This window comes from Streptococcus merionis DSM 19192, from assembly GCF_000380085.1.
Lineage (GTDB): Bacteria > Bacillota > Bacilli > Lactobacillales > Streptococcaceae > Streptococcus > Streptococcus merionis.
This window is the reverse complement of the sequence record NZ_KB904539.1, coordinates 72359-99338: the sequence shown is the minus strand read 5'-3', so window position 1 is coordinate 99338 and position 26980 is coordinate 72359. Positions and strand designations below refer to the sequence as shown.

General features: G+C 42.4%; 22 protein-coding genes. 2 read left to right on the top strand and 20 right to left on the bottom strand.

Annotated elements, in window-relative coordinates; genetic code table 11:
• Window positions 1-148: 148 nt before the first annotated feature.
• The 10 genes from lacG to A3I5_RS0102265 form a co-directional block, all read right to left on the bottom strand.
• Window positions 149-1555, bottom strand: a complete 1407-nt coding sequence (lacG, locus tag A3I5_RS0102310; RefSeq protein WP_018373009.1) for a 6-phospho-beta-galactosidase — start codon at window positions 1553-1555, stop codon at window positions 149-151.
• Window positions 1556-1613: 58 nt separating this feature from the next.
• Window positions 1614-3308 (bottom strand): lactose-specific PTS transporter subunit EIIC, encoded by a 1695-nt coding sequence (locus tag A3I5_RS0102305; RefSeq protein WP_018373008.1) that lies wholly within the window; start codon window positions 3306-3308, stop codon window positions 1614-1616.
• Window positions 3308-3625 (bottom strand): PTS lactose/cellobiose transporter subunit IIA, encoded by a 318-nt coding sequence (locus A3I5_RS0102300; RefSeq protein WP_018373007.1) that lies wholly within the window; start codon window positions 3623-3625, stop codon window positions 3308-3310. The genes A3I5_RS0102305 and A3I5_RS0102300 overlap by 1 nt, the downstream gene beginning before the upstream one ends.
• Window positions 3626-3651: 26 nt before the next feature.
• On the bottom strand, window positions 3652-4485 hold the full coding sequence (locus tag A3I5_RS0102295; RefSeq protein WP_018373006.1) for a PRD domain-containing protein: 834 nt from the start codon (window positions 4483-4485) through the stop codon (window positions 3652-3654).
• A 483-nt stretch (window positions 4486-4968) separates the two neighbouring features.
• A complete protein-coding gene (lacD, locus tag A3I5_RS0102290) occupies window positions 4969-5949 on the bottom strand; it encodes a tagatose-bisphosphate aldolase (protein ID WP_018373005.1) in 981 nt (326 codons plus the stop codon).
• Window positions 5950-5951: 2 nt separating this feature from the next.
• Complete coding sequence (locus A3I5_RS0102285) at window positions 5952-6884, bottom strand: tagatose-6-phosphate kinase (RefSeq protein WP_018373004.1); 933 nt, start codon at window positions 6882-6884, stop codon at window positions 5952-5954.
• A gap of 12 nt (window positions 6885-6896) precedes the next feature.
• A complete protein-coding gene (gene lacB, locus A3I5_RS0102280) occupies window positions 6897-7412 on the bottom strand; it encodes a galactose-6-phosphate isomerase subunit LacB (protein ID WP_018373003.1) in 516 nt (171 codons plus the stop codon).
• A gap of 31 nt (window positions 7413-7443) precedes the next feature.
• Window positions 7444-7869 (bottom strand): galactose-6-phosphate isomerase subunit LacA, encoded by a 426-nt coding sequence (gene lacA, locus A3I5_RS0102275; protein ID WP_018373002.1) that lies wholly within the window; start codon window positions 7867-7869, stop codon window positions 7444-7446.
• A 286-nt stretch (window positions 7870-8155) separates the two neighbouring features.
• Complete coding sequence (locus tag A3I5_RS0102270) at window positions 8156-8911, bottom strand: DeoR/GlpR family DNA-binding transcription regulator (protein WP_018373001.1); 756 nt, start codon at window positions 8909-8911, stop codon at window positions 8156-8158.
• A gap of 523 nt (window positions 8912-9434) precedes the next feature.
• A complete protein-coding gene (locus A3I5_RS0102265) occupies window positions 9435-10322 on the bottom strand; it encodes a C39 family peptidase (protein WP_018373000.1) in 888 nt (295 codons plus the stop codon).
• 213 nt (window positions 10323-10535) lie between these two features.
• On the opposite strand from A3I5_RS0102265, the gene A3I5_RS0102260 reads away from it, so the two are divergent.
• Window positions 10536-11273, top strand: coding sequence for a thioredoxin family protein (locus A3I5_RS0102260; protein WP_145955165.1), 738 nt, complete (start codon window positions 10536-10538; stop codon window positions 11271-11273).
• A gap of 299 nt (window positions 11274-11572) precedes the next feature.
• Here A3I5_RS0102260 and A3I5_RS0102255 read toward each other — a convergent pair whose 3' ends face one another.
• The gene (locus A3I5_RS0102255; protein WP_026216882.1) at window positions 11573-14203 is read right to left on the bottom strand and encodes an FtsX-like permease family protein; all 2631 of its coding nucleotides are present in this window, start codon (window positions 14201-14203) and stop codon (window positions 11573-11575) included.
• Window positions 14204-14215: 12 nt separating this feature from the next.
• On the bottom strand, window positions 14216-14917 hold the full coding sequence (locus A3I5_RS0102250) for an ABC transporter ATP-binding protein (protein ID WP_018372997.1): 702 nt from the start codon (window positions 14915-14917) through the stop codon (window positions 14216-14218).
• A gap of 109 nt (window positions 14918-15026) precedes the next feature.
• Between A3I5_RS0102250 and A3I5_RS0102245 the strand changes: the two genes are divergently transcribed.
• Entirely contained in the window at window positions 15027-15599 is a 573-nt protein-coding gene (locus tag A3I5_RS0102245; protein WP_018372996.1) for a TetR/AcrR family transcriptional regulator, read from the top strand.
• A 150-nt stretch (window positions 15600-15749) separates the two neighbouring features.
• Here the strand turns inward: A3I5_RS0102245 and A3I5_RS11480 are convergent, their stop codons facing one another.
• The 8 genes from A3I5_RS11480 to A3I5_RS0102205 form a co-directional block, all read right to left on the bottom strand.
• Complete coding sequence (locus A3I5_RS11480) at window positions 15750-17186, bottom strand: glycoside hydrolase family 32 protein (protein WP_018372995.1); 1437 nt, start codon at window positions 17184-17186, stop codon at window positions 15750-15752.
• Between the two features lie 8 nt (window positions 17187-17194).
• The gene (locus A3I5_RS0102235; RefSeq protein ID WP_018372994.1) at window positions 17195-18808 is read right to left on the bottom strand and encodes an ABC transporter substrate-binding protein; all 1614 of its coding nucleotides are present in this window, start codon (window positions 18806-18808) and stop codon (window positions 17195-17197) included.
• A gap of 269 nt (window positions 18809-19077) precedes the next feature.
• Window positions 19078-19965, bottom strand: coding sequence for a carbohydrate ABC transporter permease (locus A3I5_RS0102230; protein WP_018372993.1), 888 nt, complete (start codon window positions 19963-19965; stop codon window positions 19078-19080).
• A gap of 9 nt (window positions 19966-19974) precedes the next feature.
• Window positions 19975-20892, bottom strand: coding sequence for an ABC transporter permease (locus tag A3I5_RS0102225; protein ID WP_018372992.1), 918 nt, complete (start codon window positions 20890-20892; stop codon window positions 19975-19977).
• Between the two features lie 314 nt (window positions 20893-21206).
• The gene (locus tag A3I5_RS0102220; RefSeq protein WP_018372991.1) at window positions 21207-22181 is read right to left on the bottom strand and encodes a LacI family DNA-binding transcriptional regulator; all 975 of its coding nucleotides are present in this window, start codon (window positions 22179-22181) and stop codon (window positions 21207-21209) included.
• A 497-nt stretch (window positions 22182-22678) separates the two neighbouring features.
• On the bottom strand, window positions 22679-24442 hold the full coding sequence (locus A3I5_RS0102215) for an ABC transporter ATP-binding protein (RefSeq protein ID WP_018372990.1): 1764 nt from the start codon (window positions 24440-24442) through the stop codon (window positions 22679-22681).
• The gene (locus tag A3I5_RS0102210; protein ID WP_018372989.1) at window positions 24432-26198 is read right to left on the bottom strand and encodes an ABC transporter ATP-binding protein; all 1767 of its coding nucleotides are present in this window, start codon (window positions 26196-26198) and stop codon (window positions 24432-24434) included. The genes A3I5_RS0102215 and A3I5_RS0102210 overlap by 11 nt, the downstream gene beginning before the upstream one ends.
• The gene (locus A3I5_RS0102205) at window positions 26191-26685 is read right to left on the bottom strand and encodes a MarR family winged helix-turn-helix transcriptional regulator (RefSeq protein ID WP_018372988.1); all 495 of its coding nucleotides are present in this window, start codon (window positions 26683-26685) and stop codon (window positions 26191-26193) included. Before A3I5_RS0102205 ends, A3I5_RS0102210 begins: the two co-directional genes overlap by 8 nt.
• Window positions 26686-26980 lie beyond the last annotated feature (295 nt).

The window sequence follows — 26980 nt, the reverse complement described above, 5'->3', positions numbered from 1 at the left end:
TCAAAAGCATACTTCGTCAGCTACTATTGATGTCTCGGTATGTTCAGCCAATCAAAAATAGCAAGGCTCATCTTCTCCAGTAATGGAACAATCAGCACTTGCTATTCTTTTATTATTTTATTGGGACTCTAAACTCTGAGCTTCAAGCTCATTCAATTACCTGTGTTTCAGCGACTTTCTTATACCAATGAGCAGATTTCTTAGGATAACGCTCTTGTGTCTCAAAATCGACATAGAAAAGACCGTAGCGTTTTTCATAGCCGTTTGACCAAGAGAAGACATCCATAAGTGACCAGATAAAGTAACCTTTGACATTAGCGCCATCTGTAATCGCATCTGAAATCACGTCAAGGTGCTTCTTGACATAGTCAATCCGCGCATTGTCATGAACAGTATTGTCAACAAACTCGTCCTTGTAACCAAGTCCATTTTCAGTGATGTAAATCTTCTTGTAGTTTGGATAGTCATTTTTGACGCGCATGATTTGGTCATAAAGACCTTGAGGATAAATAATCCAATCCCAGTCTGTTTTTGGAATATTGGTTGGAGCTTGTCTGCGTCCGACACCTTTAATCTGATATTTAGAACTTCCTTTTTCCCCTTTACCGTTATGAATGATTTCAGTTTCACCATCAAAGGATTGCATCCAGTCGCTCATATAATAATTTATCCCCAAAAAGTCATTTAAATCTTTGGCCGCTTTCAAAACTTCAAAATCTTCATCTCGGAGATCCAGTTCTCCACCGTTAGCTTCTAAGATAAGCTTGACACCTTCCATTGTCCTATCTGAGTAATGTCCAAGATAAGTCGCATCTAAAATGAATTTGTTATGGATAATATCTTCTAGCTCAGCTGCACGAACATCATCAGAATTTTCAGGATCATACGGGTATTTAGTTGGAAGCGCGTGAACCACACCAATTTCGCCAGTATATCCTTTGTCTTTATAAAGTCTAACGGCTCGTGCATGGGCCACCATCATGTTATGATGTGACTGGAAGACTTTGGCCAAGTCATACTGTATCCCTGGAGGAAATTTACCAACCAAGTATTGGCCATCTCCAATAGGACCAATTTCATTAAACGTTGTCCAATACTTAACTTCTGGGAACTCTTCAAAACAGTAAGCCGCGTAGTCCACAAAATGATCGATGTTCTCACGGTTTAGAAAATCTCCGTTAGAATGCAGGGCTTCTGGTGTATCAAAGTGATGGAGGGTAACAAAAGGCTCAACACCACGCCTGTGACATTCGGTAAAGAGTTTGTGATAGTATGCTACTCCTTTGGGATTGACTTGGCCTTTGCCAACTGGAAAGATACGAGACCAAGCAATAGAGATCCGAATACCGTTAACACCATACTCTTCGGCTAATTTCAAGTCTACGGGATAGCGATTATAAAAATCACTAGCTGGCTCTGCTGTATACCAATAGTTATCTTCAAGATATTTGTCCCAAGCAACTGGGCCTTTTCCATCTGTTTTGGTAGCACCTTCTGCTTGATAAGCGGCCGTTGCGCCACCAAAAATAAAATCTTTTGGCAATGTTTTTGTCATGTTGACACCTCTTCTAAGTTAGGATGATTGATCGCTTCAACCGTCCTCAACAAAATGTTTAGTTTGCTAGTTGTTGTTTAACAAAGTCTAAAGCACCTTGTCCATCACGCGTTAAGCCAATGTACTGAGCCCCCTCTGTTTTGGCTAATTGAATACCAAGTTTATCTGTTTCCAGTTTCATATCTTCATAGTTAGAGGCTACTTGAGGGGCCAGAATGACCAACTGGTATTGAGGAAGAATTTCACGGTGAGCGCCATAGCTTCCAGCTGCAGCTGTCACTGGCGCACCATATTCTTTCGCCGCTTTATTAAGAGCATTAGCCAATAAGCCGCTAGTCCCACCGCCAGCACAGAGCACCAAAACGTTCGTTTGTTCCGTGATTTCTTTCGCTTCGACTACACCTGCTTTTTCAAGGATAGCATCAGCTTTTTTCGTATTAAAGTTAGCAGCAACTTTTTCTTTGAGCGCATCATTCGAAGCAAGACCTGTCTGTTCTTCTGCAAGAATTTGCTGGTCATAAACCTTTAAGAATGGATAGTAAATCAAGGTATCTACTACAATCAAAGTAACAGCAAGGACAAATGCTAATACTTGGAAGTTTGTCCCCATGACCAAACCAAGTGGTGCTGGCGTTGTCCATGGCAAGTTAGCTGTAAATGAGTTCATTCCCAAAGTGTCAACGAAGAATTTAAATAACCATACGTTAACAATTGGTGCCATGATAAATGGGATAAAGAAGATTGGGTTTAAAACAAGTGGCGCACCAAACAAGATTGGTTCGTTGACGCCAAAGAAAGTTGGAACCACTGAGGCACGTCCAATAGCTCTATTTCGTTTTGATTGACACAGCCACATGAACATGAATGGAACAACTAAGGTAGCGCCAGTACCACCCATGGTTACAATAAACATTTGAGTACCTGAAGTCAAAATCTTATCAGCATGCTGACCTGCCTGTAAGAGGCCCAAGTTCAGTTCAGCATTAGCATAAGTCACCGCTACAATAGCTGGCTCTACGATTGACGGGCCGTGGATTCCTATGAACCAGAAAAAGGCGAAAGCACCAAAGATAATGGTAATCCCAACATAGCTGTCTGCTGCACTAAACAATGGTTCAAAGAATTTACCAATTGCTTCTGCAACACCTGTTCCAACAGTATTGCGGGCTAATAAATCTAGAGCATAAAGTGAAAGGATTGTTCCTGCAAATGGAAAGACATCTTTAAAAGCTTGGGCAATATTTGGTGGCACTTCTTCAGGCATGCGAATGGTTACATTATTTTTCACACAGAATTTATAAACCGCAACCGTGATAAATGCTGCAAGAAAGGCTGACAAAAGACCTTTTGTCCCAAGGAAACCATTTGCAAAGCCACCTTCAAGACTATCAGCAGCCAAGATTAGTAGACCGCAGACTGATGCTAGCATCGTTGACATAAAGTTGATTTGGTTCGTTTGCTCCAAATCACGGTTGACTGAGTCCGTTAACGATTTCGCAGTTGTTCCTGCTACTAGCAAAGCTAGAATCCCCATTGTATAGCCATAAGGTTTCATTAAAAATGCAACAACGTCATCTGACCAGTAGAACCCCCATGAATTGGGAACAAAGGCAATAAGTAAGAATATACTTGAGAACAGGATTACTGGCATACCAGCGATAAATCCATCACGGATAGCGCGTAAGTAGATATTACGGGAAAGTTTTTCAAAGAATGGCTTTCCTTTTTCAATTTGAGCAATTAACTTATCCATTAGTTAGTACCTCTCTTGTAAAGTTCAATCATGTGTTTCATCATGTCTTTCAACAGCAAAGTTGTCATCAAGTGGTCTTGACCGTGCATCAATGTCACGCTAAAGGCTAAATCCTCACCAGCAGCTTCTTTTTGAAGTAGGCTCGTTTGTGCATGATGTGCCTCAACAATACTTGAATTTGCTGATTCTACTAGCTCTTCAGCTTTTTCAAATTCTCCATTTTGAGCAGCCTTTAAAGCATCCAACAACTTCGAGCGTGCTTCACCAGCGTATGATACAATCTCAAAGCCCAAGAGGGTAATTTCTTCTCTATTCATTTTGTTTTCTCCTTTATTTTTAGTGATTAGAGTAGGCGTTGTATATGAAGGACAATATAAAATTTTTCACTTTCGTAAATTTCAACTCCTGCTTCCGAAGCGATCATCTCATAGATTTTACTACCAATGTCATAGGCTTCTGGGTAAGCGATTTGAATGTGTTTCCCCATATCCATCAAGGGAGCATTCTCATTTGGACTACGATCTAAGTATTGCAGAAAATAAGTCAAGTGAATCATGAGACGATCATAGAAATTACTATTTTCCCTAGTCCGTCTGATACCTAAGCGTTCTAACTCCTCCTGTACTTTTTTTAATACCGATCGTGTCAACTTAACTTTTGGTGTTTTCTCAACTGCTGTCACACCTTTTGCATTAATAAAATGAAGGGCAATTCGCCCAATTTCATCATCAGGAAAATCATCTAAAATCTTTTGCCGAAACATTGCTAAAGCTTCTTTTGCCATAACATATTCAATACTGTATTCCTGAGAAATATTAGGCAACTTGCTTTCCTGATAATTGTCATCCAAAACAGCCCTATAGGCACAGTGAATGTGGTCTGTCAAGGTCACATAGAGGTATTCCTGAAAAGGATAATCATACTTGTCAGAAAGCGTCTCAATAACATCATAAGTAACAGTAATGAAATCAAGTGGCACATCTTTCAAGAGCGTCATGAAGTTCTCTCTTGATTCTGTACTTTTGAGCGAAAAGACTTTTTCAATTTTTTCCTCAATGATGAGATCTCCTTTTCGTTTTTGAAACGTAATGCCCAACCCCATGACAACAAATTGTTGGTTATGCTCATCCTTTACAAGGGCAACATTATTATTGAGCGCCTGTAAAACACGATACATGCAGATCCTCCTTTTATTAAGATATGAGGCCGTGAAAAAATCCGATGAAAAATGAGAAAACAGACGACAAGTCTCTGGACTTGAGGAAGTTTTTGAATTTTATCGAGGATTTTAGGCCGAATTCAGTTTATTAAGATACAAAGCCCGTTAAGAAATGCGACGAAAAATGGCGTCGACGCACCCCGACCAAGACGACGAGGATTTTCACAGATGAAATCGAAGAAAATCCAGACGGCTACGGTTCTACCAAATTTAGCATTTTAGCCCATGGTGTTTCATCCTATTGGGTACAAAAAGAGACCACAAATAAACCCAGAGTATTAGCCCTTTTGTTCATTTGTAGTCTCGCCTATTTATCTAGTTACGATCTACCCATATTTGATTGATGAGTTCATTATAGCACAAAGGATTATAAATGTAAACCCTTTCTGTTTAAAAAATAATAATTTTTTCAAAAATTGTTTACTTTATGTTGTTTATTGTCTAAACACGAGCTGTCCAAGGGGTTGCAGTTTCTTTTAGAACCTTATTTAACTCGTCAATATTTTGGAATCCAGTTGTACGCAACCATTCACGAGCAGCTGCCTCGCCTTTTTCAATATAGGCTTTGACACTGCCAGCCCATGTTGCGCGACCACACAATACCCCGTTAAAGTTTGCACCAGATGCTTTCGCAAAAACAAGTGTATCCTGAAAGAGTTTGGCAGAAACACCAGCACTCAAGTAGATATAAGGAAGAGGTGTGGCGTCGTTTTGCTGTTTGAAGTAAGAGGCAGCTTCTTCTTTCGTGTAAACTGTTTCGCCATTTGCAAAGCCCTCTACAAAGTTCATATTGACCGGCACTTCAACCTTGAGAACATCAATACCAAAACGTTCATCAGAGAAAACTTTCATCGCTTCGATGACTTTGCGCGGCTTCACCTTAGCATAGTCTGCACTTGAAGCATCCGCAATCTTTTCATCATAAGCCAAAATTTCAAGATAAAAAGGAATATCTTCTGCTGTACATTCTGACCCGATGCGCTCAATATAGGCCTGTTTTTGACGATTCGTTGCTTCATCACTATCAACGTCATAGTAAAGCAAAAACTTAATCGCATCTGCCCCCTCTTCTTTCAGGCGCTTGACAGACCAATCTACCAAACAATCCGGTAGGCGCTTTGTGCTGGTCGTATCATATCCTGTTTTCTCGTAAGCCAAGAGCAGACCTGCTCCTTTATGAAGGGCTTTAGTCGCGGGAAGCCCATACTCTGGATCTAAGAGCATTGAGGAGGCAAACGGTGTCAGCTCTTCTGCCACCAAAACCTTCAATTCCTCCATTTGTGCTACTGACGGCTCATCATCCTGGTGTTGTGCCATCAAGCGCTTCAAAGCACCACGCTGGTCAAAAGCAAGGGCTGAAATGATGCCATTTTCATCGCTTAGTTTTTCCATATACCGACGTTTTTGTTCTGTTAAAACCATGATTATACCTCTTCTACTTTGATTTTTTCAAATAATGCTGCGTAATTCTCCATGTTGACGTAGCCTGTTTGTTTTTCTTGAGCATTGAGCATACCAAGAACGTTTGATTTTTTCAACAAATCTTCGTCTGATGCTGCATGAGCCAGAGCAGACGTAATGCCAGCGACTGTGGAATCTCCTGAACCAACAGGATTAACCACTTCAATTTTAGGAATAGAAACCTTATAAAACCTATCAATGTGCCTAGCAAAGGCACCGTTGGCCCCTAACGATACGATCACCCACTCAATCCCATTAAAAAGTTCCTCTTGAAGAGCCTTTTTCAGACTAGCAATGTCGCCTGTGATGTTTCGTCCTAACAGCTGTGAAAGCTCTTCTCTATTTGGCTTGATGACTGTTGGCTTCTGTTCACTTGTCAGGACAGATTTCAAACTGTCACCAGAACTATCTAGGACAATTGGCTTGTCATACTTTTGACAAATGGTTATTATTTTTTCATAAAAGTTTACTGGCAAGCCATTTGGTAGACTACCTGAGATAGAAATAATAGATACTGTTTGAACCCGTTCTTCAAATTTCTCTAAGAAGCCTTGAGCTTCGCTTTTGAGAATTGTTGGCCCTTTTTCTAAAATTTCAGTTTGCTGCTCACCATGAAGCATTGCAATACAACTCCTAGTATCTCCTGAAATTGGGTAAAAATCATGAGCAATAGTAACTTTATCTAATTCTTCTTGGATAAACTCGCCAATTTTACCGCCCAAGAGGCCACTTGCTATAACGGACTCGCCTAGTTGCGAAAGGACACGGGTCACATTCAACCCTTTGCCACCGGCTGTCTTGTAGGTCTCAAGCGGTCTATTCACAGTGTCTAGGCAGAAACCGTCCAACTGATAAGCAATATCCATAGACGGATTCATTGTAATGGTCAGAATCATGTCTATATCCCCTTAGTCGTGATAGTCTCCGCGATCCCATTTTTCTAAAAACTCATCAAAGAAGTGTGGATCAGCCTGTTCTTGGTTCAGGCTTTCAACTTTGGCAATTTTGTCAATCAAAGCCTTGTTTTCTTCAGTTGGTTTGTATTCTGTATGGATGAAGGCTTCGATAATATCAGTCATCAAGAGACCACCTGTGATTTTACCTCCGAAGCCGATGACATTAGCATTCAACTCTTCTCTAGCATAGACGGCTGACGTCATGTCTCGAACCAAAGCAGAACGAATGCCAGGTACTTTGTTAACAGCATTGTTGATGCCAACACCAGTCCCGCAGATACATACGCCTAAATCTGCTTGGCCACTTGCAACAGCTTCACCAACTTTTTTACCAAAGATTGGGTAGTGGGTACGAACATTGTCGTAAGTTCCACAATCAATGACGTCATACCCCTGTGTTTTAAGATAATCAACAACTGCAATTTTTTCATTTGTTACGATATGGTCACAACCAACAGCAATTTTCATGAGTTTGTCCTCAATTCCTTTTTTTAATTGTTTAGCACATTTTATTGAGCATATCCACACGGATTTGGTGGCGACCGCCATCGTACTCACCCTCTACAAAACCCTTAGCAATATTTCTTGCCACACCAGGTCCTACAATCTCCGCTCCCATTGTGATCATGCGCGAATTGTTGTGACTACGTGTCATATAGGCTGAGCGTTCATCTGACACTTCTGCTGCAACCATCCCTTTGATCTTAGTCGCAGTCATAAAGGGACCTACACCATAAGCATCAATGACAATACCAAGATTGACATCGTTGGCAGTCACTTCCTTAACAACAGCCAAAGTCGTATCAACGAAATCAGCTCCTTCTTTAGAAACATCCTGCACATCATGACCTGACTCAAGTAAATAAGCCTTTACCGTTTCTTTCAGTGCTAGCCCCGCCTTATCGGCGCCAATAATAACAGTCATTTGAAACCCTCCTGTTCAAAAATGTTTTTTTGTTTATTTTATAACCAGATTATAAACATAAACAAACACTTTGTCAACCGTTTTTGTGCTTTTTGTTTAATAAAAAGGAACAACCGACGATTGCCCCCTTATACACTCTATGAAAATCAACATCTGTAGCCGTTACGAACTTGCTCGTTTGACAGATCTAGATACCCTCTGGGTATACTTGCTTACCTTACGGCTTTTGTATCTTATGCTTTCAGCGAAGTCAGCTAACAAGATTAGAACATCATTTTGACAAAGATTAATTGATGACCTCAGTCCATTTGGAGAGCTGAGTGATTTTTTCGTCATCCTGCTTGTCTGTAATGACAGCAGTTAATTGTGATAGCTGGCAAAACACTGAAAAATCCTCTTTGCCCACCTTTGAACTATCTAGTAGTAAATATTGTTCAACCGATCGTGATAGAGCAAGTCGCTGAGTATACCCCTCTTCAACGGTGGAAGTCATCACATCATTTTCCTTGGTCCCGTTCGCGCTGAAAAATAGTTTGCCAAAATGCATTTTTTCAAGGCTGGTATTCGTGATTTCCCCAACGAAAGACTCCGTTACCTTCCGCATTTCCCCACCCAATAGAAAGACCTTAAAGGTCTCAGACTTTTTCTTAAGGAGGATATTAAAAACTGGCAGACAGTTAGTGACCACGCTCAGGCGTTGGTGATTAATCTCCTCTGCCAAGCTTTCAACGGTGGTTCCCGGTCCTAAAAAAACTGTATCGCCTTCTTCGATAAGATTAGCCGCCAATTTGGCAATATGCCTTTTTTCTTCTATATTGAGGGTGTGCTTCTCCTTGTGGGAAATTTCACGGTATTGAAAGGCCGAATGGCTTCGTGCGCCACCATGAATCTTTTTGAGCACTCCTTGTTCTTCAAGTTCTAGTAAATCACGACGCACCGTCATATCCGTCACTCCAAAGGCTTCCATAATCTCAGAAATTCGGACAGTGCCTTTACGATTGACCAGTTTTGTGATTTCTTCAAGACGTTGAAATTTATTCATACTGTTCTCCTTTATATAATGTTTCAGCTTATAAAATCGTGTCCTTATTTGCGCCGAGTACGTTGACAGTTTTGAAATGATAGGTAATCGTGTATTATTACGCAACACCATAACGCTATCCAAACTGACTAAGTGATAAAAGCGCAAGCTCAACTGAAGTTTATCAAGCTGAGTTAACGATATTTAAATTCGAATTTTGACAAGTACTATTTTCCCTTTTATATTATTCTAACATATTTTAAAAAAATAAACATTTTTAAACATTACTTTTCTGAGAAATTGAACAAAAACTCCTCTCCAAAATAGGAAAAGAGTTTCTAACTCACCTCAATAAAAATCAAAAAGCAAACTAGCCGAAGGCGGTACTGACGTACGGCAAGGCGACGCTAACGATGTTTGAATTTGATTTTTGAAAAGTATAGTCAATTGAATCAAGAACAGTACAGCTGTGGTTCAGGAACGTATACTAGGTGATGCTCTGATTTTGAGATAACTTTTCCTAACCTTGTTTCAATCAACTATATTACCAGCCATAATTAGGCTCGACACAAGTCAGCATAGCGTGGAAAAGTTCTTGTGGGGTTATTTTTTTCAAACCGCCATAGGTCGGATCCTGCTGAGTGTAGGAGGGGTCAATGTAATAAAGATAAGCAATGTCACTGCCGTCTTCAGTCAATTGGTAGCCTGTCCCAATAACATTATGCTCTCCTGAGCTTCCTGGGTAAATTCTGGCATTGTCAAACGTATAATACATGGGATAGCCATCAGCAATATTTTGCTTGAGGCGCTCTTTAAAGACCCGCATTTCTTCCGAATTCAAATCAGCTGTCGTCACAGTGGCAAGGCGGTAACCAGATTGATTACCAGTTGGTTGTTCGTAACCAAAAAGGTAGCGATTGAGTACCCGAATAGCATCGGTATTATGCGTTCCAAAGGAATCATCCGTTCCCATAGCCTGAGCTAGTTCTTCTTGACTGGCTGTTACACCACGGGCAGATAACATCATGCTGACAGTTGTCGGGGCACAGGTATTCCAATCACGTTGCACCTGTTGAGTAACCTGAAGTTGATGTTTAGTTCCACCTTGACCAGAATTTTGCCCTTGGCCATTGATCTTGTCAATGGTATCTTGAGACAGAGGTGGAGTATTGTCCGTAGAAACAGCTGCTCCTGATCGTTCTGTAGTAGCTATCGTCTTTTCTTTAGACCTTTTTGCTTCATCTGTGAGACTATCGGTCTCAGAGCTAGATGACTCTTGACTGGCTTCTTTTCCAGATGTTTTCTGTTGACTGCTGGTTTTTGTTGTGTTTGCAGCTTTTCCTACATCCCTAGACTTTGATTGGCAACCTACTAATAGGGTGACGCACAGGAGCGCAGCTGTTAAAAACTTAATAGCCTTGAAATCTACCATATCCTCCGACCTCCCATTGTTTTTTGTATCCGCTTACCTCTCTTTTAGTATAACACTTCAAACTGTCTATTGCAACTTATTATAAAAAGCCACAGTATTCAGTAGGAGGACACCTAAAAATAGCCCTATGACGACACTTCTTTCAGGTACAAAAATATGTCTTTCGTGTTATAACTAGGAAGTTTGAAATTCATTTCCTACGGCATCTATTTGATGGACAAAATTATCTTTTTTAGGTATGATGTAAACGAATACAGAAACAAAGGGGGAAATATGAATTTTTCGTTTAACAAGGACTTTTACAAAAATCCTCTCTTCTATCTGTTCTTTTTCAATTTGATTCTCTTTTTGAAACAAGGTCTGTTTCAGCGCTCGAAATGGTTGACGTTGTTAGCGATCTTTTTGTTGTTATTTCAATTATTGATTGCTTTGACGGAGCAGACTGCTGAACGAAAAAGAGCCAAGTGGCTGATTCTCATACTTTTATTACTGTCGTTATGTCTTTTATTTCAGGGGCGTGCTTCTAAAAAAGAGCGTTCTTCTGATTCTCCACCGCCTATAGAAAGCAGCTTAACTAATACTGAAGAAGATAGTATTAAGCAGTACCAGAGTATTGTCTCAAATTATACTCCTTTGACAATTGATGAGCTGGTAAATGATGCTTTTTCTAAAAATAGTTTATTGTTTTTAGGAAAAGCATCCTGTCCATACTGTAGAGATTTTGTGCCTCTTTTTCATGAAAATATGCAAAAATTAGCTATAGTATCAAAGGTCTACTACTGCAATGTAGAAGAGATTACTGAAGATGAGAAAAAGCAGCTTTTGGCCAAGTACCCAATCGTAGGCGTTCCAACTCTCATTTATCTCAAAGATGACGGTACATATGACATTTTAGATGAATCAGAGATATCACTCCCTGAGTGGCTTACAGCCTTGCCAAAGAAAAAGTAATTGACCGACTAAATGAAGTGAGGCTGGGACAATCCTTTCTCAAAAGTGGTCTCTCATTTAATCCACCTTAATGAAATGATACGTTTCTTGATTCAAGCAACCGCCTATGACAAAACGAGCAAATCCGTAATCTGGAAATGCTCGTTTTTTATGTCATGCTTTAAAATCTGTATCTGCCAGAGCTAAATCCATTTAAATAAGACTCAACCAAGATTCAATATGCAACATGTGTGTCTTCTGTATTTAGTATTTTCTGTTTTTTTCAAACAATACTGTTCCTAAAAATGGTGATTTATTTTCTATTCATTGGCCTTAAGGGCTTCAAGCATATCCAGACTTTTCAGCCGGTGATTGACCAGCCAACCAAGAACGGCCAGAATGATGCTTACAGCAACCAACGGAATGAGCCAAACTTCAGCTGTCACCTTTGGATTAAACATCATATTGCTTGGCGCAATCATGTTAATAAGGAATTGGTGAAGGTAATGGCCTGTCACCAAGCCTAGCCCGATCCCTATCAGGGTCAACATAATGGTCTCTCGATAGATGTAAAGTGTGACCTCTTTGTTATGGAAACCTAAAACCTTGATGGTCGAGAGTTCTCTGATGCGCTCTGCCACATTGATGTTGGTCAGGTTGTAGAGGATCACCACAGCCAGCAAAATTGATACCAGTATCAAAAGCAACATGGTCGAAGTCAGCGAGTTGACAATTTGATTGACCTGTTCAACGACTGCCCTATTCTGTGATAAAGCGCTGACGGCTGGTAATTTTAGAAAATCTGTAGCTTTAGCCTTGATGGCCCTATCGCTATTATCTTTGAGACTGACCAGATAGCTATTGCTGGTGAGAGCTTTATCAAAGGCATTTTCATAAGCTGTCTGACTCATAAAGATAAAATGACCCGTAAAGAGCTGGGCAATGCCCGCGACCTTGACGGAATACTCCTTATCATCTACAGTCACAGAAATGCTATCGCCTACACCAACCTTGTACAGTTGCGCTAATTTTTCAGAAAGGATGGCTCCCTGACTTGGTAGTGGGAGTTCTTTTTTGGACTTAGCCTCCAAGATATGGAGATTGTTACCAAAACTTTCTCCTTCTGCAACCATGAGAGTCACTGATTGACGATCTTCTAAGCCTGCAAAATCCTTTTCAAAAGTGTTGGTATAGATGGGTTTAGTCAGGGCGATGTCGCTGTCTTTCAACTGTGCTTGTAAATCAGCTTTTTCTGCGTCCGTCGCGTCAACATTTTCCACCACCAGCATATCATAGGTCAATATCTGCCCAAACTGAGTCTCAGCAATCCCACTCAAGGAAGATCTTATACCTAGCCCAGCATAGAGCAGAGCGACAGATCCTGCCACCCCAAAGATGGTCATAAGCATGCGCTGCTTGTAACGAAAGATATTGCGCGCAGTCACCTTGTGCGTAAAGCTGAGACGATTCCAGATAAAATTGACCCGCTCTAAAAGGATGGTTGAGCCTTTTACAGGTGGTTTTGGCTGCAGGAGATAAGCGGTCTTTTCGCGCAAGCCTTTATTAGCAATCAGATAGGCAGGCAGCACGGCTGAGATGAGCGAGAGGGCTAAGGCCCAGAGCATGACATCTGGGTAAGTGAAGAGCTGGGCAGCTCCAATGGTACTACTGCTGGTAATGATATTAGCAATGACAGGAGCTAGGATAAAGTGGCCACCTAGAATGCCCAGCATAGTTCCAATCAGTCCAGCAACCAAGCCATAAATGACAAATTTTCGCCTGATAGCCGCTCTGCTATATCCCAAAGCCTTAAAAATCCCAGCATTGGTTCGCTCTTCGTCCACAAAGCGGGTCATGGTTGTAAAAGTCACTAGAGCTGCCACAAAGTAGAGCACCACTGGAAAGATGTTAGCAACCTGAGAAATCGATTCCGCCGACGAGCCATACGTCTGAAAACCTCCACCACCAGGGAGAGTCCGACGAGTATAGGTTTGATACTCTGGCTCCTCTAGATCATTCAGCTCTTTCTGGGCTTTATCAAGTTTTCCTTGTTCTTCACTGATAGCTTCTTGGAGTTTGACTAAATCTGGCACGTCTGACATATTTCTGCCGAAGGCTTTTAGTTGCTCCGTTTGCTGGTTCAATTGCGTTTTTGCCTCATTGACTGCTGCTTGTCCCTTATCAATCTCAGCCTGTGGGTCTTTTTTTAGCTCTGCCAGACGCTGCGCTCCATTATCTTTCAGCAGATTTTCCAGATCAGCTTGATGTTTGTCTAGAGCTTTCGTGTAGGCACTGTCAAAGGGATTAAGCTCCGCCAAATCGTCATATCGCAGGCGAGCGATGGCGTATTGTTCAGCCTTGAATGCCTCTTCAACCACCACGGCATAACCGCTCAGCTCACCCGTACCCTTAGTTGTCGCCCCAAAACTTGTCTTGGACCAGATGTCACTAGCATTGACAAAACCGACCAGAGTGTAGCTAGACTGTGCTAAGCTATCGTCCCCGTCATCTGTAAAACGGACTGTATCTCCCAGCTGATAATCGCCTTGATAATTTGCTGATAGTGCAATCTCACGGTCTGTTGTCGGCAATTCCCCCTCTAACAGCTGGAACTGGGAAATCGTGTTTGGTTTTGAAAAGACGCGCACCGCATCCGTTGCATCATCTAGCACCTTATCAGTCAAGTAACCGAATTCCACTTGAGCATCGTCAAGATTTTTCAGCTCTTTCTGATCGTTTTTCCCTAACCCGTAGTCAGCCATAACAGCCAGATCCATGACCTGATACTTGTCCAAATAGGCAGCACCTGTCTGCTCCAGATTGGGGCCAGCAGCTTTAAGGCCAACAAGGGCAAAAGACCCCAGAGCCATTAAACTCACGATGGACAAGAAACGTCCCTTGGTCGTCCTGATGGACCGCCAAATATCGCGCCAATAAATGGAAATTTTCATCATACTGCCCTCCTAATATTCCAGAGTGGCAATGTCTTGCGGCTGATCATTGAGGTAATGATCCTTGACCTTAGCATCTCGCAGGTGAATAACCCTATCTGCGATAGGCACCAAAGCTGCATTGTGGGTCACGATGATGACCGTTGCATCCTTTTCACGCGCCATATCTTGCAGAATTTTCAGCACTTGCTTGCCGGTCTCATAGTCAAGGGCGCCTGTCGGCTCATCGCAAAGCAGAATTTTAGGATTTTTGGCCACGGCACGCGCGATGGAGACCCGTTGTTGTTCGCCACCAGATAGCTGCGCTGGAAAATTATTGAGACGGTGACCCAGACCAACATCTTTCAAAGTCTCCGCAGGGTCCAAAGCGTCCTTGACAATCTCCGTTGCCAGCTCCACATTTTCCTTGGCTGTCAAGTTAGCAACCAAATTGTAAAACTGAAAAACAAAACCGACATCGTCTCTTCGATAATTCGTTCGTTGATGGGAATCAAACTGAGCAATGTCCTTTCCATCAATGATAACTTGACCAGAATCACAGGTATCCATGCCACCCAAAATATTGAGCAGAGTTGATTTACCAGCACCTGAAGCACCCAAAATCATGACCAATTCTCCCTGTTCAATCTCAAAGCTGATATCCTTATTGGCCATAATGGTGGTATCTCCAACCTTGAAGCCCTTGTTCACATGCTTTAACTCGATATATGCCATCTCACACGTCCCTTTCTAAATCATTGCATTTGTGTTATCAGTATTATATAATCTTAGGCAGTAAAACTCAACAGACAAAATCAAACGAAGTGTTGTTTTAAGGAGAACCATGAAACGCCAGACTCAAACCAAAGCTAAAATCAAAGCAGCCTTTACGCAACTTTTGGAAAGCAAAGGGTTTGACCACCTGACGGTCAGTGATATCATTAGACTTGCTCAAATTAACCGCAGCACTTTTTACAAGCATTACCTAGACAAATTTGACCTCAGGGATCAATTGATTGCTAGTATGGTTGAGCAGTTGATGGCTATTTTGACCGAGGCCGCCTGTCAGCCTCAAAATCCAGACCAACCATCCGCCTCTTTGTCCCAAGCCATCTCCCAAATCCTAACCTACCTCAAGGAAGATCAACCCTTTATCCAGGCCTTGGTCTTGTCGAATCAGGCTAGTTTTCTAACAGAATTGCTGCGAACCATCATCAATCAATTCTATCATCAAATTCAAGACTGGGACGATACTGATCATATTGCTCCGCAAATAACCAATGATTATGGCAAAGAAATCCTACTTGCAGGAATCGTCTCCATCTTTCTTCTATGGGTTAAAAAAGGAATGGTCGATCCCATCGACACTATCACCCAACTCATCGTTCGACAAGTCAATCAGGATTATGAAAAATAGCGCCAAACATCAAAAAACGACTAACTGTTTTGAAGCAGTTGGTCGTTTTACAGCATTTTAGTTTGTAAATAGTAGTTTCACTTAATCCAAGCACGTTAACCGTTTTGAGACATCAGCTGGGCGTCGCTTACTATTTTTTAGCTAAATGCATTACCTTATTTCATTCAAGTTTTGTAAAGCAACTTCAACCTGCCCTTCTGCCACTGAGAAGGATAGAAGATGTTCAGCAATATAGGCTGTTGATGACAGACTGGCTTGTCCACCATTGACAAAGACCTCAATAGAAGAGCGATCAATCAGCACAGTCACATCTATCAAGCCTTCTGTTAAGCGGATAGAACGCGTCAGAAGCGGTTCTTTTTCCTCGCCACCTAGTTGGTGTTCTAGACCCGTACGATCAAGAGTCAACTGACCATCTTGCCAAACCAGAACTAGCTGGTCAGCAACGGAACCGGCTTCCAACCGCCAATGTTGACTGAGACCGGTCTTTAGGTCAAGTCGGATTGGCCACGGTTTGCTAGACTCCAAATGTTCTCCTGCTTGTAGACTTGTCCAGTCTGATGAGCCCTCTGTCAAGAAAGGAACTTGAACCAGTTTTCCATCAACTAGCTGAAGCTGACGAGGAACCGTCATAAGTCCTGCCCAGCCATGGCGTAAGTCATGGGTCGGGAATTTGCGCCCCCAATTTTGCATCCAAGCAATCATGATCCGACGACCTTGATTGTCTTTGAGAGATTGCGCAGCGTAAAAATCATGTCCGTGATCAATCTCTTCGATGCGTTCCACCGCAAACGTCTTACTCTCCCAATCCACCAGACCGTAGCAGATGATATTCGAGTTGAGGTTTTGGTAATCATCGCCCACTACTGGAAACTGCATAGGCGAGATGACCAAGCAATCCTGCCCAGCCAGTTTAAAGTAGTCAGGGCACTCCCACATAACACCCTGATCTTTCTCTCCCTTGAGGAAGATAGACTCAAAAGACCAGTTTTCCAAGTCATCCGAGCCGAGAAGGACAATACAGCCCACTTCGTCAACATGCTTGGCAGCCAAGACTGAGTAGTAACGGCCATCCTTTTCGAAGAGTTTGGGATCACGGAAGTCAGCTGGATTAATATCAGGCACATCCTCGCCAATCATGACCGGATTGCTAGCAAGCTTGGTAAAAGTCACCCCGTCATCTGAGACAGCCATATTTTGCACTTGGCGACCTGTACCGTCTTCAAGAGTGATATTGCCCGTGTACATGAGCCAGAGGCGGTCATCTTTGACAATGGCACTGCCTGAAAAACAACCGTTATGATCATAAGATTGGTCTGGAGCTAAGGCTACTGGCAGATGTTCCCAGTTGATTAAGTCTTTAGACTTGGCATGTCCCCAGTGCATCGGCCCCCAGCAAGAATCGTAAGGGTAAAACTGGTAAAAGAGATGGTACTCCCCTCGGAAAAAGAAAAAACCATTAGGGTCATTGAGCCAACCGATTGGGGCACTAAAGTGCGCCCCAGGTTTAAAGGATTGATCTACTCCTGCTGTCTGCTCAGCGATAAACGCCTCAGCACGACTTAGAGTAAAGGTTGTTTCAGTCATAAGTCCTCCTATTTAGACTTAGCGTAATCATCATAGTATTTCTGTTTGATGGCTACAAACTCGTCCAGCTTAAAGCGTTTCAATTCAGCGATGTAGGCATCCCACTCTTTTTCAACGCCACCGTTTACGATCCACTCAGAGCGCTTGCGATTAACAAAGTCCATGAGGTCGGCTGAGATAAGATCGATTTTCTCCAAATCTTCTGTTTCCATAAAGACACGTGGGTAAATCTCATTGTTACTCATATAAGGGACATAGTGCTCTTTTAAAAGATCCAGACGCCATTTCGCATCATCTGGCATCGTTGTCACAGTACCATAGTATTCGTCAAGAATGGCAAGACCACCACCAACCTCTGTCTTCTGACGAAGTTCGCTAGGTGCTGTCCCTTCAAGTGGCAAGTGTTTGAGCATCTTTTTAGCTTCGTCAAATTCAAAGATATTTTGCTGCGTATCATCACCGTAAGTTCCCCAGTTGTTTTGAACAGACTGGAGTGGTTCATACATGAGATCAAGCCAGCGTGCGGTCAACTCCAAGTTCTTATTGGCACTTGTGATGACAATACGGTCACGAGAAAAACCAATGTTGTTCGTACGGGTAACATTTTTCTGACCATTTGGTCCTTCAAGAACTGGAAGGACATCATAATTTTTATCACCAGCAATGTTATTGGTATCCCAAGTGAAGTAGACACCGTAGCGCTGCTCATTCCCCTTAGCAACATAGGTATTCCAATCTTGCTCAAAGGCTTCTGGATCAAGGAGACCTTCTTCGTAAAGCTTGCGCATGAAGGCTACTCCTTTTTTGTAGTCTTCATTATCAGCTGTAAAATCTACAACACCGTCATTGCCAACGACAATGTGATCATCGTTATCTCCGATACCAAAGGCAGCAAAGAGCAGTTTAAAGTCTTCGTTACCACCATCGTTGATAAAGGACATCGGGATTTCATCAGCTTGTCCGTTTCCGTTAGGATCTTTTTCTTTAAAGGCTTTGAGAACATTCACCAGTTCATCAGTCGTCTTTGGCATTTCAAGGCCCAGTTTATTCAACCACTCGGTGTTGATCCAAGCCATGTCATTGACACTGTGAATGGACTCCTTACCAGAACCTAGTTCCTCAATCCAAGGAAGCGAGTAAATGTGTCCGTCTGGCGCTGTAATCATAGCCTTGTATTCTGGATTGTCATCCAAAACCTTTTTAAGATTTGGCATATACTGGTCAATGAGATCTTCGATCGGCACGATCACCCCATCTTCTGCCCAGTTAATCAATTCCACATCAGAGGCGCCAGAGTTCCAAAATACATCTGGAAGATCACCTGAGGAGATGTCAAGATTTCGTTTTTCAGCATAGTCACTAGTATAGTTAGTCCAGTCAATATGCAGGTTTGTTTTTTCCTCCAAGCGTTTGTAAATGAGCTTGTCATTAGGATCCTGTGGTGCTAAGGTTGAGCTTCCTGTTGTGATTTTCAAGCTCACTTTCTCCTTAAGCGGGAAAGTGACATTGCTGAGTTCATAGTCAGGAGAAGACGCACCACCACCAGAACTGCCACAAGCAGCAAGTGTTACAACAGATAGAGAAGCAAGGCCAAAGCCAGCAAGTTTTTTCCAAGTTTTCATTTGAAAACCTCCTTTTTTAAGATACAAAGGGCGTGAAGAAATGCGATGGAAAATAAGGGAGTGACCGATGAGTCCAAAGACTCAAGGGAACTCACGCATTTTACCGAGCATTTTAGCCCATGTTCAGTTATTAAGATATGAGGCCGTGAAAAAATCCGATGGAAAATGAGAAAACTGACGACAAGTCTCTGGACTTGAGGAAATTTTCGAATTTTATCGAGGATTTTAAGCCGAATTCAGTTATTTACATTTCTTGTCATCAAACAAGTTTAGCCCTTAAGCGAGCCAACCATAACGCCCTTATCAAAGTACTTCTGGAAGAATGGGTACATGATGAGAAGCGGTGCGCTAGAAATAACGATTGTAGCGTACTTGATCATCTCAGCAATCCGTTTCATCTCAGCCATAGCAGCTTGACCACCGACCATGTTTTGCTCAGGTGTATTTTGAATGAGAATCTTACGTAATACCAATTGCAAAGGTTCAAGATTCGGGTCTTTGAGGTAGATCATGGCATCAAAGTAAGAATTCCATTGACCAACAAAAGCGTAGAGGAACAAAACGAACATGATTGGCTTAGCTAGTGGCAACATGATTTTGATAAAAATCTGAAAATCATTGGCGCCATCTAACTTAGCAGACTCAACCAACTCCTCAGGTAAGCCTTGGAAATAGGTTCTAGCTAAAATAATGTTCCAGACATTAATGGCTCCAGGTAAGACGATAGCCCAAATGGAGTTGAGCATGCCCAAATTTTTAACCAAGAGATAGGTAGGCACCAAGCCTCCGCCGAAGAACATTGTAAAAACAAGAAAGGCATTGATCAACCGACGGCCTGGCAAATCCTTTTTAGAAAGCGGATAAGCAGTCAGCATGGACAAGGCCACTGTGATTAAGGCATAAACAGTTGAATAAAGGAAAGAATTTAAGAACCCTCGCAAGATGGAAGAATCTGAGAAGACACGCTTATAGCCCTCCATCGTCCAATCATTTGGATCTAGACTGATGCCTTTAGCCAGCAGCGCTGATGGTTCAATAAACGACGCCAGCAAAATGTAAACGAGAGGGACAAAAGTGATGAGAACAACTAAACCAAGTAAGATACGGTTAATCCAGAGGATTCGTTTATCAAAATCTGTTTGTAACTGAGCGTTCATACTTCCTCCTTATAGGCCTTCGCCATCATTGATGCGCTGCACAATCTTGTTCACGACAATCAAAAGTATCACGTTGATAATGGTATTAAAGAGACCGACAGCTGTTGAGTAGGAATAGTTCCCTGAAACCAAACCTTGTTTGTAGACATAGGTGGAGATAATTTCAGAAGCTGGCAAGTTAAGTGATGTCTGCATTAGGAAAGCCTTTTCGTAGCCGACACTCATGATATTCCCTGCTGCTAGGATAAACTGAATCACCATAACTGGCTTTAAGGCTGGCAAGTCAATATGCCAAATCCGCTGGAGAATATTTGCACCATCTAGTTTGGAGGCTTCAATCAAGGCTGGATCGACATTGACCAGCGTTGCCGTATAGAGCGTTGAAGCCCAGCCCATTCCCTGCCAAATACCACTAGCGATATAAAGGGTTCTGAAATAATCTGGATTGGTCAAAAAGCTAGCTTTAACACCAAACATCCCTAAGATATTGTTAATCGGCCCTTCAATAGAGAAGAAAAGAAAGACCATACCGACAATAACCACAAGGGAAATAAAGTTCGGTGCGTACAGAATAAGTTGCAGGCGTTTCTTAATCCGATCACTCATCAGCTGATTTAGCATAATCGAGAGAATAATCGGTGGAAAGAAGCCCCACAAGAGTCCGTAGATAGAAAGTTTGAGAGTATTCCCTAGCAAGAGCCCTAAGTTAGGAGCCGATAGAAACTTTTGAAATTCCTGAAAACCAACCCAGCTACTGCCTAAAATGCCACGTAAAGGATTGTAATTCTTAAAGGCAATCAATACGCCATACATGGGAATATATTTAAAAATGAAGGTCATCAAGAGGCCTGGAATTAACATCAAGTAAAGCATCTTATATTTCTTCATCTGAGTCCAAACAGATGTTTTAGCAACAGTTGTCGACATAAACTTCTCCTTATTTTAAGATATGAGGCCGTTAAGAAAAGCGTTGAAAAATGGCGGTAAGTCAGTCATCTTCGATGACGTTGACGCACCCCGGCCAAGACGACTAGGATTTCCACAGATGAAATCGAAGGAAATCCAGACGGCTACGGCCCTAACCATACCAAACTCCATTTAGCTTTTTAGGCCGAATTCAGTTAATTAAGATACGAGGCCGTTAAGAAAATTGACGAATAATGTAAATACTCTAGGAAGGAACAATTAGAAACGTTTCCAGTTTTTGTTAAGAGCTAATCTCAAAGCCTGAGACTTAGAGATTAACTGCTATTTTTTGTGCTACTTCCTTCTATGTAGGAAATTGGAAGGACATTATAGGTTGGGACATCTTCTTTATTCATAAGCCCAATGAGAGAGGTCACCGAAGTTATGGCCATTTGTTCTAGCGGTTGCCGGATGGTGGAGACAACAATCGGTCGCTCAGCTGCCATTCGGATACCGTCACAGCCAATAATTTGAACATCCTCTGGCACGGATTTTCCCATGTGATTAAGCACACGGATAATGTCCAAGGCCATAAAATCATTTATCGCAAAGATGCCATCAAGTGTTGGATTTTCTTTGAAAAATCGTTCAATCTGACCTTCCATGTCATGGATAGGCTCCGACATCAGTAGGAAAGTATTGGCAACTCCTAGCTTTTCACTTTTTTCAGTAAAACCGAGTTGACGCTTGCCGACTTCTGTCGGATATTTGGCTTTCCCGCCGATGTAGGCAATGTTCTGGCAACCTTTTGTTACGAGTGTCTCAGCGGCTAGACTTCCAGCCCCCATGTTATCCGCTGAAACCGAGACAGCTTCATTAGAGAAATGACGGTCAACACTGACGAAAGGCAAGGCCGATGTAATATAGGGATCAATGTCGCTGTAGGTCAAGGCAATAATGCCATCGACCTTATTTTGCTGCATCATCTTGATGTACTCCAACTCCCGATCCGATCGGCCATCAGAGTTACAAATCATGCACTTATACCCAAGTTTAGCCAGTTCATTTTCCACATGATAGGCAAACTCTCCGTAAAAAGGATGCCAAACAGTCGGTAGGATGAGAGCGACTACAAAGGTCTTTTGGAGCTTAAGACCACGCGCATAATTATCTGGCTCATAATTAAGCTGGGCGATGGCTTCTTCCACCTTTTGCCGAGTGCTCGCCTTGACTTGGCCATTGTTAATGACTCGTGACACTGTCCCAACACCGACCCCCGCCAGATGAGCCACATCTTTCATGGTTGCCATGGCCTTCTCCTTTCTCTGATTTTTTACCTCTTTCGGAAACGTTTCCAGTATAGCACGATTTTTTAAACTTGTAAAGCGTTTTTATAAAAATTTTTTCTTAGATCATCAAGCTAAGCAAAAAAATTGATTCTCTCAGAAAATGCGCTAGATTGGAAACACAGCCTATCACGATAAACGCATAAAAAAGGAGCAAGACAGAAGTCGTAATTTCAATGAAATCAACTTCGTCGTCTTACTCCCAACCACTGCGCTGAGATGTTTACGCAAACGATGAGAGGTGAGGTTGACCTTTTTACCCAGTCTCAATGAACCACTGCTGAACTAGAATTATAGAATAAGAGTGGTACAAACCACCATGGTGGCATCCCTCACCTCCAAAGCGTGTAACAATTGAAGATGATGTATAACAAACTCATTTTGTCACAATTACTATTCGCGGTAGGTTGAAGAATGGGTTCAAGTCCCAAAATACCATACTTGCTCCGATTCCTATATTATTAAGCGACCTCTTCATTCCCTTTTTCAAACTGAGAATTGTAGAGATTAGCATAGAAGCCTGACTGGGTCATGAGTTCATCGTGGTTACCCTGCTCAATGATATTGCCATCTTTCATGACCAATATCAGATCAGCATTACGGATGGTTGACAATCTATGAGCGATGACAAAGCTGGTCCGACCTTCCATGAGCTTGTCCATAGCTTGCTGAATCAGCTCTTCTGTCCGCGTATCAACTGAAGAAGTCGCTTCATCCAGAATGAGAAGAGGAGCGTCTTTCAACAGAGCACGAGCAATGGTCAAGAGCTGACGCTGACCAACTGAAAGTGTAACCGTGTCGTCAAGAACCGTATCGTACCCTTCTGGCAAAGTCATGATGAAATGATGAACACCGACAGCTTTGGTTGCAGACAACACTTGCTCCTCGCTGATATTTTTTTGATTATAGACAAGATTATCCCTAATCGTCCCCTCAAAAAGCCAAGTATCCTGCAAGACCATAGAAAACTGGTCGTGGACTTCACTTCTCGTCATGTCCTTGATATCCACACCATCAATAGCAATCCGTCCACTGTCAATCTCGTAAAACTTCATGAGCAAGTTGACAATAGTGGTCTTTCCTGCCCCAGTCGGACCAACAATAGCTACTTTTTGACCAGGTTTGGCCTGAGCTGAAAAATCATGAATGATGGTCTTGTCAGAATTGTAACCAAAGAAGACTTTCTCGAAAGTCACACGCCCCTTGACTTCTTTCAATTGGCGAATCTTGCTGGATTCGTCTTCCAATTCTTCTTCATTCAGAAATTCCAAAACACGCTCCATAGCTGCGCTAGCAGCCTGGAGTTGGGTCAAGGCTTGAGAGAGCTGTTGTAGAGGCTGTGAGAAGATCCGGACATACATCATAAAAGCCACAATAACTCCCATGCTTATATGACCGTTAATCAGCAAAACCGAACCAATCACACAGACCATAACATAACTAAAATTACCAATAAACATCATCATAGGCATCATGATACCTGAGATAAACTGAGATTTCCACATGGATTGGTAGAGATTGCTATTTAAGGTTGCAAAACGGGCCAAATTTTCCTCAATTGCGTTATAGCTGGTAATGACATTGTGGCCCGTGTAAGATTCCTCAACATAACCATTGATAGCTGCTAGGTTAGCCTGCTGTGCCTTGAAAAAGCCACGTGCCCGCCCCATAATCAAAGTCACTCCAACAAAACCGACAGCTGTCGAGACAATAGCGGTCAAGGCCAGCAAATGATTGGTCACAAACATCATGGCCACTGCACCTACCAATAGGGTTACCGATGTGATGAGTGTCCCCACACTCTGGGTCAGAGACTGAGACGCCGTGTCTACATCATTGGTCACTCGCGATAAGGTGTCGCCTTGAGAGTGACTATCAAAATAACTTAGAGGAACACGGTTGATTTTATGGGCAATAGCAGAGCGTAGACGTCGAGAAAAGCGCTGCACGATCGTGTTTAGGATAAAGGCCTGCAGGTAGTTGATGACCGCACTGGTAATATACAAAATAGCCATAAAGAGACTTAGGCGCCCAATCATTTCGATATCCATAACCCCCATGATACCTTCTGTAATCAGGTTGGTTATCTTGCTGATTTGCTGTGGCCCATAAACTGTGATGATATTGGCTATAACAGCTCCCAAAACGGCAATCACAAAAGGAAATTTGAAGCCCTTGATATGAGGTGTCAACTGGGTCAACAGATTTGATTTTTTAGTTGCCATGTTCGAGTTCCTCCTTGGATAATTGTGAATAGGCGATTTCTTGGTAAATAGGGTTTGTTGCTAAAAGTTCACGATGAGTTCCCTGGCCAACCACCTTGCCTTGGTCAAGAACCAAGATTTGATCTGCGTCCATGATAGTTGAAATCCGCTGTGCAACAATCAGCTTCGTCAAGCCAGCAGTCCGCTCATTAAGCGCTTGGCGCAGTGCCTTGTCCGTCTGATAGTCCAGCGCTGAGAAGGAATCGTCAAATATCAAGATCTCAGGTTTTCGGGCTAAGGCTCTTGCAATAGCCAAACGTTGCCGCTGTCCACCTGAGAAGTTTGTCCCGTTTTGAGCTACTTCAGCGTCCAACCCTTTATCTAGAGCCTGAACAAAGCCCTTTCCTTGGGCTAATTCTAGAGCTTCCCAGATGTCACTGTCAGTCAATTGCCCAGCCTTTGATTCTCCCATAGCCATATTGGAACGAACCGTTCCTGAAAAGAGAACAGCTTTTTGGGGAATATAACCGACCAGATTGTGCAAGTTTTTTTGGTCGTAGTCCTTGACGTTGACACCATTGACCAAAACGTGTCCCTGCGTTGCATCATAAAAACGTGGAATCAAGTTTACCAGAGTTGATTTCCCAGAACCTGTCGAGCCAATAAATGCGATTGTATCACCAGCATTAGCCCTAAAAGAAACATGCTCAATAACAGCCTCTGAGGTCTTGCTGTATCGGAAGGACACATCTTCAAAAACGACTTGGCCTTTTGCATCAGACGTGCTTTTTGTCTGCTCAGGATAAAGAATGCTGCTATCAAGCGTCAAAACGTCATTGATACGACCAGCAGACACCATAGCCCGAGGCAAAATCATGAAGACCATCATCATCATCATGAACCCGATGATAATCTGCATCCCATAGGAGGTAAAGACTACCATATCAGCAAAAAGCCCAACTTTAGCCTCCATAGCAGCTTCTGAAATCAAATGAGCCCCAATCCAGTAAATGACCAAGGTCAAGAAGGACGAGACAAAACTCATGACAGGTCCCATAAGTGAGAAGAGTCGTCCGACAAACAGTTGCAGTCTGGTCAATTCATCGTTAGCGTGATTGAACTTATCTGTCTGGTAGTCTTCAGCATTGTAGGCACGAACCACACGAATCCCTGTCAAACTTTCACGAGTAAGGGCGTTGAGGTTATCAACCAAACCTTGAATACGCCGTTGTTTTGGAAAAGCCAGAAAGAGAAAAACCAAAAGCATCAGAAGGACAACAGCAACTGCCGCTCCTACCGCCATCAACCATTGCCCAGACTTCCCAGCAATCTTGGTCACCGCCCAAAGCGCCATCATCGGTCCTTTGGTCACGACCTGCAATCCCATGGTAATCGTCGTTTGGAGCTGTGTCAAGTCGTTGGTCGTCCGCGTCAAAAGACTTGGAATGGAAAACCGTTTGATTTCTGCTTGCGAATAATCCATGACTTGGTGGTAAACATCGCTTCGCAAACGTGTTGTGAAAGAAGCCGCCACCCTAGCAGCGACAAATCCGACCACAACCGTTACTGCGAAACTAGCCAAAGATAGGCCAACCATCTTAAAAGCAGGGTCTTGTAGATCCGTAACAGTCGATCCTGGCGTTTGTAGAATCGTCGTAATCTCAGACATATAAGCCGGTAGTTCCAAGTCCAGCCAAACACTGCAAGCGACCAAGACTACCGTCACCAGCAACATGGCTACTTCTACTCCTGTAAAACGTCGTAATAATTTAAGCATCGGTCACCTCTTCTTGCGTTTTCTGTACGTTATCGTCGCTACTTCCTACTGCGGAACAGTCCTCAGAAATATTGCGTCTCAACTGCTCAAAAACCTTAAAAGCCTGTCGCATGTGTTCCATTTCAATGTCTTTAAACATCTGCACATGGACGGCATCGATAAACTCCTCATACTTACCAGCCTGAGCTCGTCCGTGTTCTGTCAGATAAAGCAACTTGCTGCGTTTATCCTGTTGAGAAGCCATAACTTTGATAAAGCCATTCTTTTCCATCCGTTTAATCAAATTAGAAGTCACAGACTTGGAAATCTTGAGTTCATCTTCAATCACCTTGATGGTAATATCTTCACCCGTGTGCTTAGTCAGATAAAGAATGACATGCCCTTGTGGGCCACCCAACCCTTCGACATCATAGGCCTTGGCATAATCATCAAAAAAGCGTTCCAGCCGATTGGCAAATTGTCGCAACTCAGTAATCGGATTATTCATGTGCCTCCTTCTTTCTAATTAGTTTCTATGAGAACTAGTTTATACTTTTTTCATTTTCAAGTCAATAAAAAAGTTCTCAGGAGAACTTTTTTCAACAGAATTGACAGAATGCGATGACGTTTAAGTTCAGTCATTTTTGATTCGTGAAAAGAGTAATAGTAATATGTAGGAGAAACTAGTCAAAGCTATCCCTGAACTAAAAAACACAGACAGATTCAGGTTGATTTTGAACATCTCCTGTTTGGCTGCCTATGTTTTTCGTTTATTTCTATTATTGGGGCTAGTTCTTAGCCAA

Coding starts and splice junctions, on each gene's coding strand:
- A3I5_RS0102305 (WP_018373008.1), bottom strand. CDS start 3,308: ATGGATAAGTTAATTGCTCAAATTGAAAAAGGAAAGCCATTCTTTGAA.
- lacD (WP_018373005.1), bottom strand. CDS start 5,949: ATGGTTTTAACAGAACAAAAACGTCGGTATATGGAAAAACTAAGCGAT.
- A3I5_RS0102210 (WP_018372989.1), bottom strand. CDS start 26,198: ATGCTTAAATTATTACGACGTTTTACAGGAGTAGAAGTAGCCATGTTG.
- A3I5_RS0102255 (WP_026216882.1), bottom strand. CDS start 14,203: ATGAAAATTTCCATTTATTGGCGCGATATTTGGCGGTCCATCAGGACG.
- A3I5_RS0102225 (WP_018372992.1), bottom strand. CDS start 20,892: ATGTCGACAACTGTTGCTAAAACATCTGTTTGGACTCAGATGAAGAAA.
- A3I5_RS0102295 (WP_018373006.1), bottom strand. CDS start 4,485: ATGTATCGTGTTTTACAGGCGCTCAATAATAATGTTGCCCTTGTAAAG.
- A3I5_RS0102220 (WP_018372991.1), bottom strand. CDS start 22,181: ATGGCAACCATGAAAGATGTGGCTCATCTGGCGGGGGTCGGTGTTGGG.
- A3I5_RS0102260 (WP_145955165.1), top strand. CDS start 10,536: ATGGACAAAATTATCTTTTTTAGGTATGATGTAAACGAATACAGAAAC.
- lacB (WP_018373003.1), bottom strand. CDS start 7,412: ATGAAAATTGCTGTTGGTTGTGACCATATCGTAACAAATGAAAAAATT.
- A3I5_RS0102265 (WP_018373000.1), bottom strand. CDS start 10,322: ATGGTAGATTTCAAGGCTATTAAGTTTTTAACAGCTGCGCTCCTGTGC.
- A3I5_RS0102285 (WP_018373004.1), bottom strand. CDS start 6,884: ATGATTCTGACCATTACAATGAATCCGTCTATGGATATTGCTTATCAG.
- lacG (WP_018373009.1), bottom strand. CDS start 1,555: ATGACAAAAACATTGCCAAAAGATTTTATTTTTGGTGGCGCAACGGCC.
- A3I5_RS0102270 (WP_018373001.1), bottom strand. CDS start 8,911: ATGAATAAATTTCAACGTCTTGAAGAAATCACAAAACTGGTCAATCGT.
- A3I5_RS0102245 (WP_018372996.1), top strand. CDS start 15,027: ATGAAACGCCAGACTCAAACCAAAGCTAAAATCAAAGCAGCCTTTACG.
- A3I5_RS0102205 (WP_018372988.1), bottom strand. CDS start 26,685: ATGAATAATCCGATTACTGAGTTGCGACAATTTGCCAATCGGCTGGAA.
- A3I5_RS0102215 (WP_018372990.1), bottom strand. CDS start 24,442: ATGGCAACTAAAAAATCAAATCTGTTGACCCAGTTGACACCTCATATC.
- A3I5_RS0102300 (WP_018373007.1), bottom strand. CDS start 3,625: ATGAATAGAGAAGAAATTACCCTCTTGGGCTTTGAGATTGTATCATAC.
- A3I5_RS0102250 (WP_018372997.1), bottom strand. CDS start 14,917: ATGGCATATATCGAGTTAAAGCATGTGAACAAGGGCTTCAAGGTTGGA.
- A3I5_RS0102230 (WP_018372993.1), bottom strand. CDS start 19,965: ATGAACGCTCAGTTACAAACAGATTTTGATAAACGAATCCTCTGGATT.
- A3I5_RS0102235 (WP_018372994.1), bottom strand. CDS start 18,808: ATGAAAACTTGGAAAAAACTTGCTGGCTTTGGCCTTGCTTCTCTATCT.
- lacA (WP_018373002.1), bottom strand. CDS start 7,869: ATGACTGTTATTATTGGCGCCGATAAGGCGGGGCTAGCACTGAAAGAA.
- A3I5_RS11480 (WP_018372995.1), bottom strand. CDS start 17,186: ATGACTGAAACAACCTTTACTCTAAGTCGTGCTGAGGCGTTTATCGCT.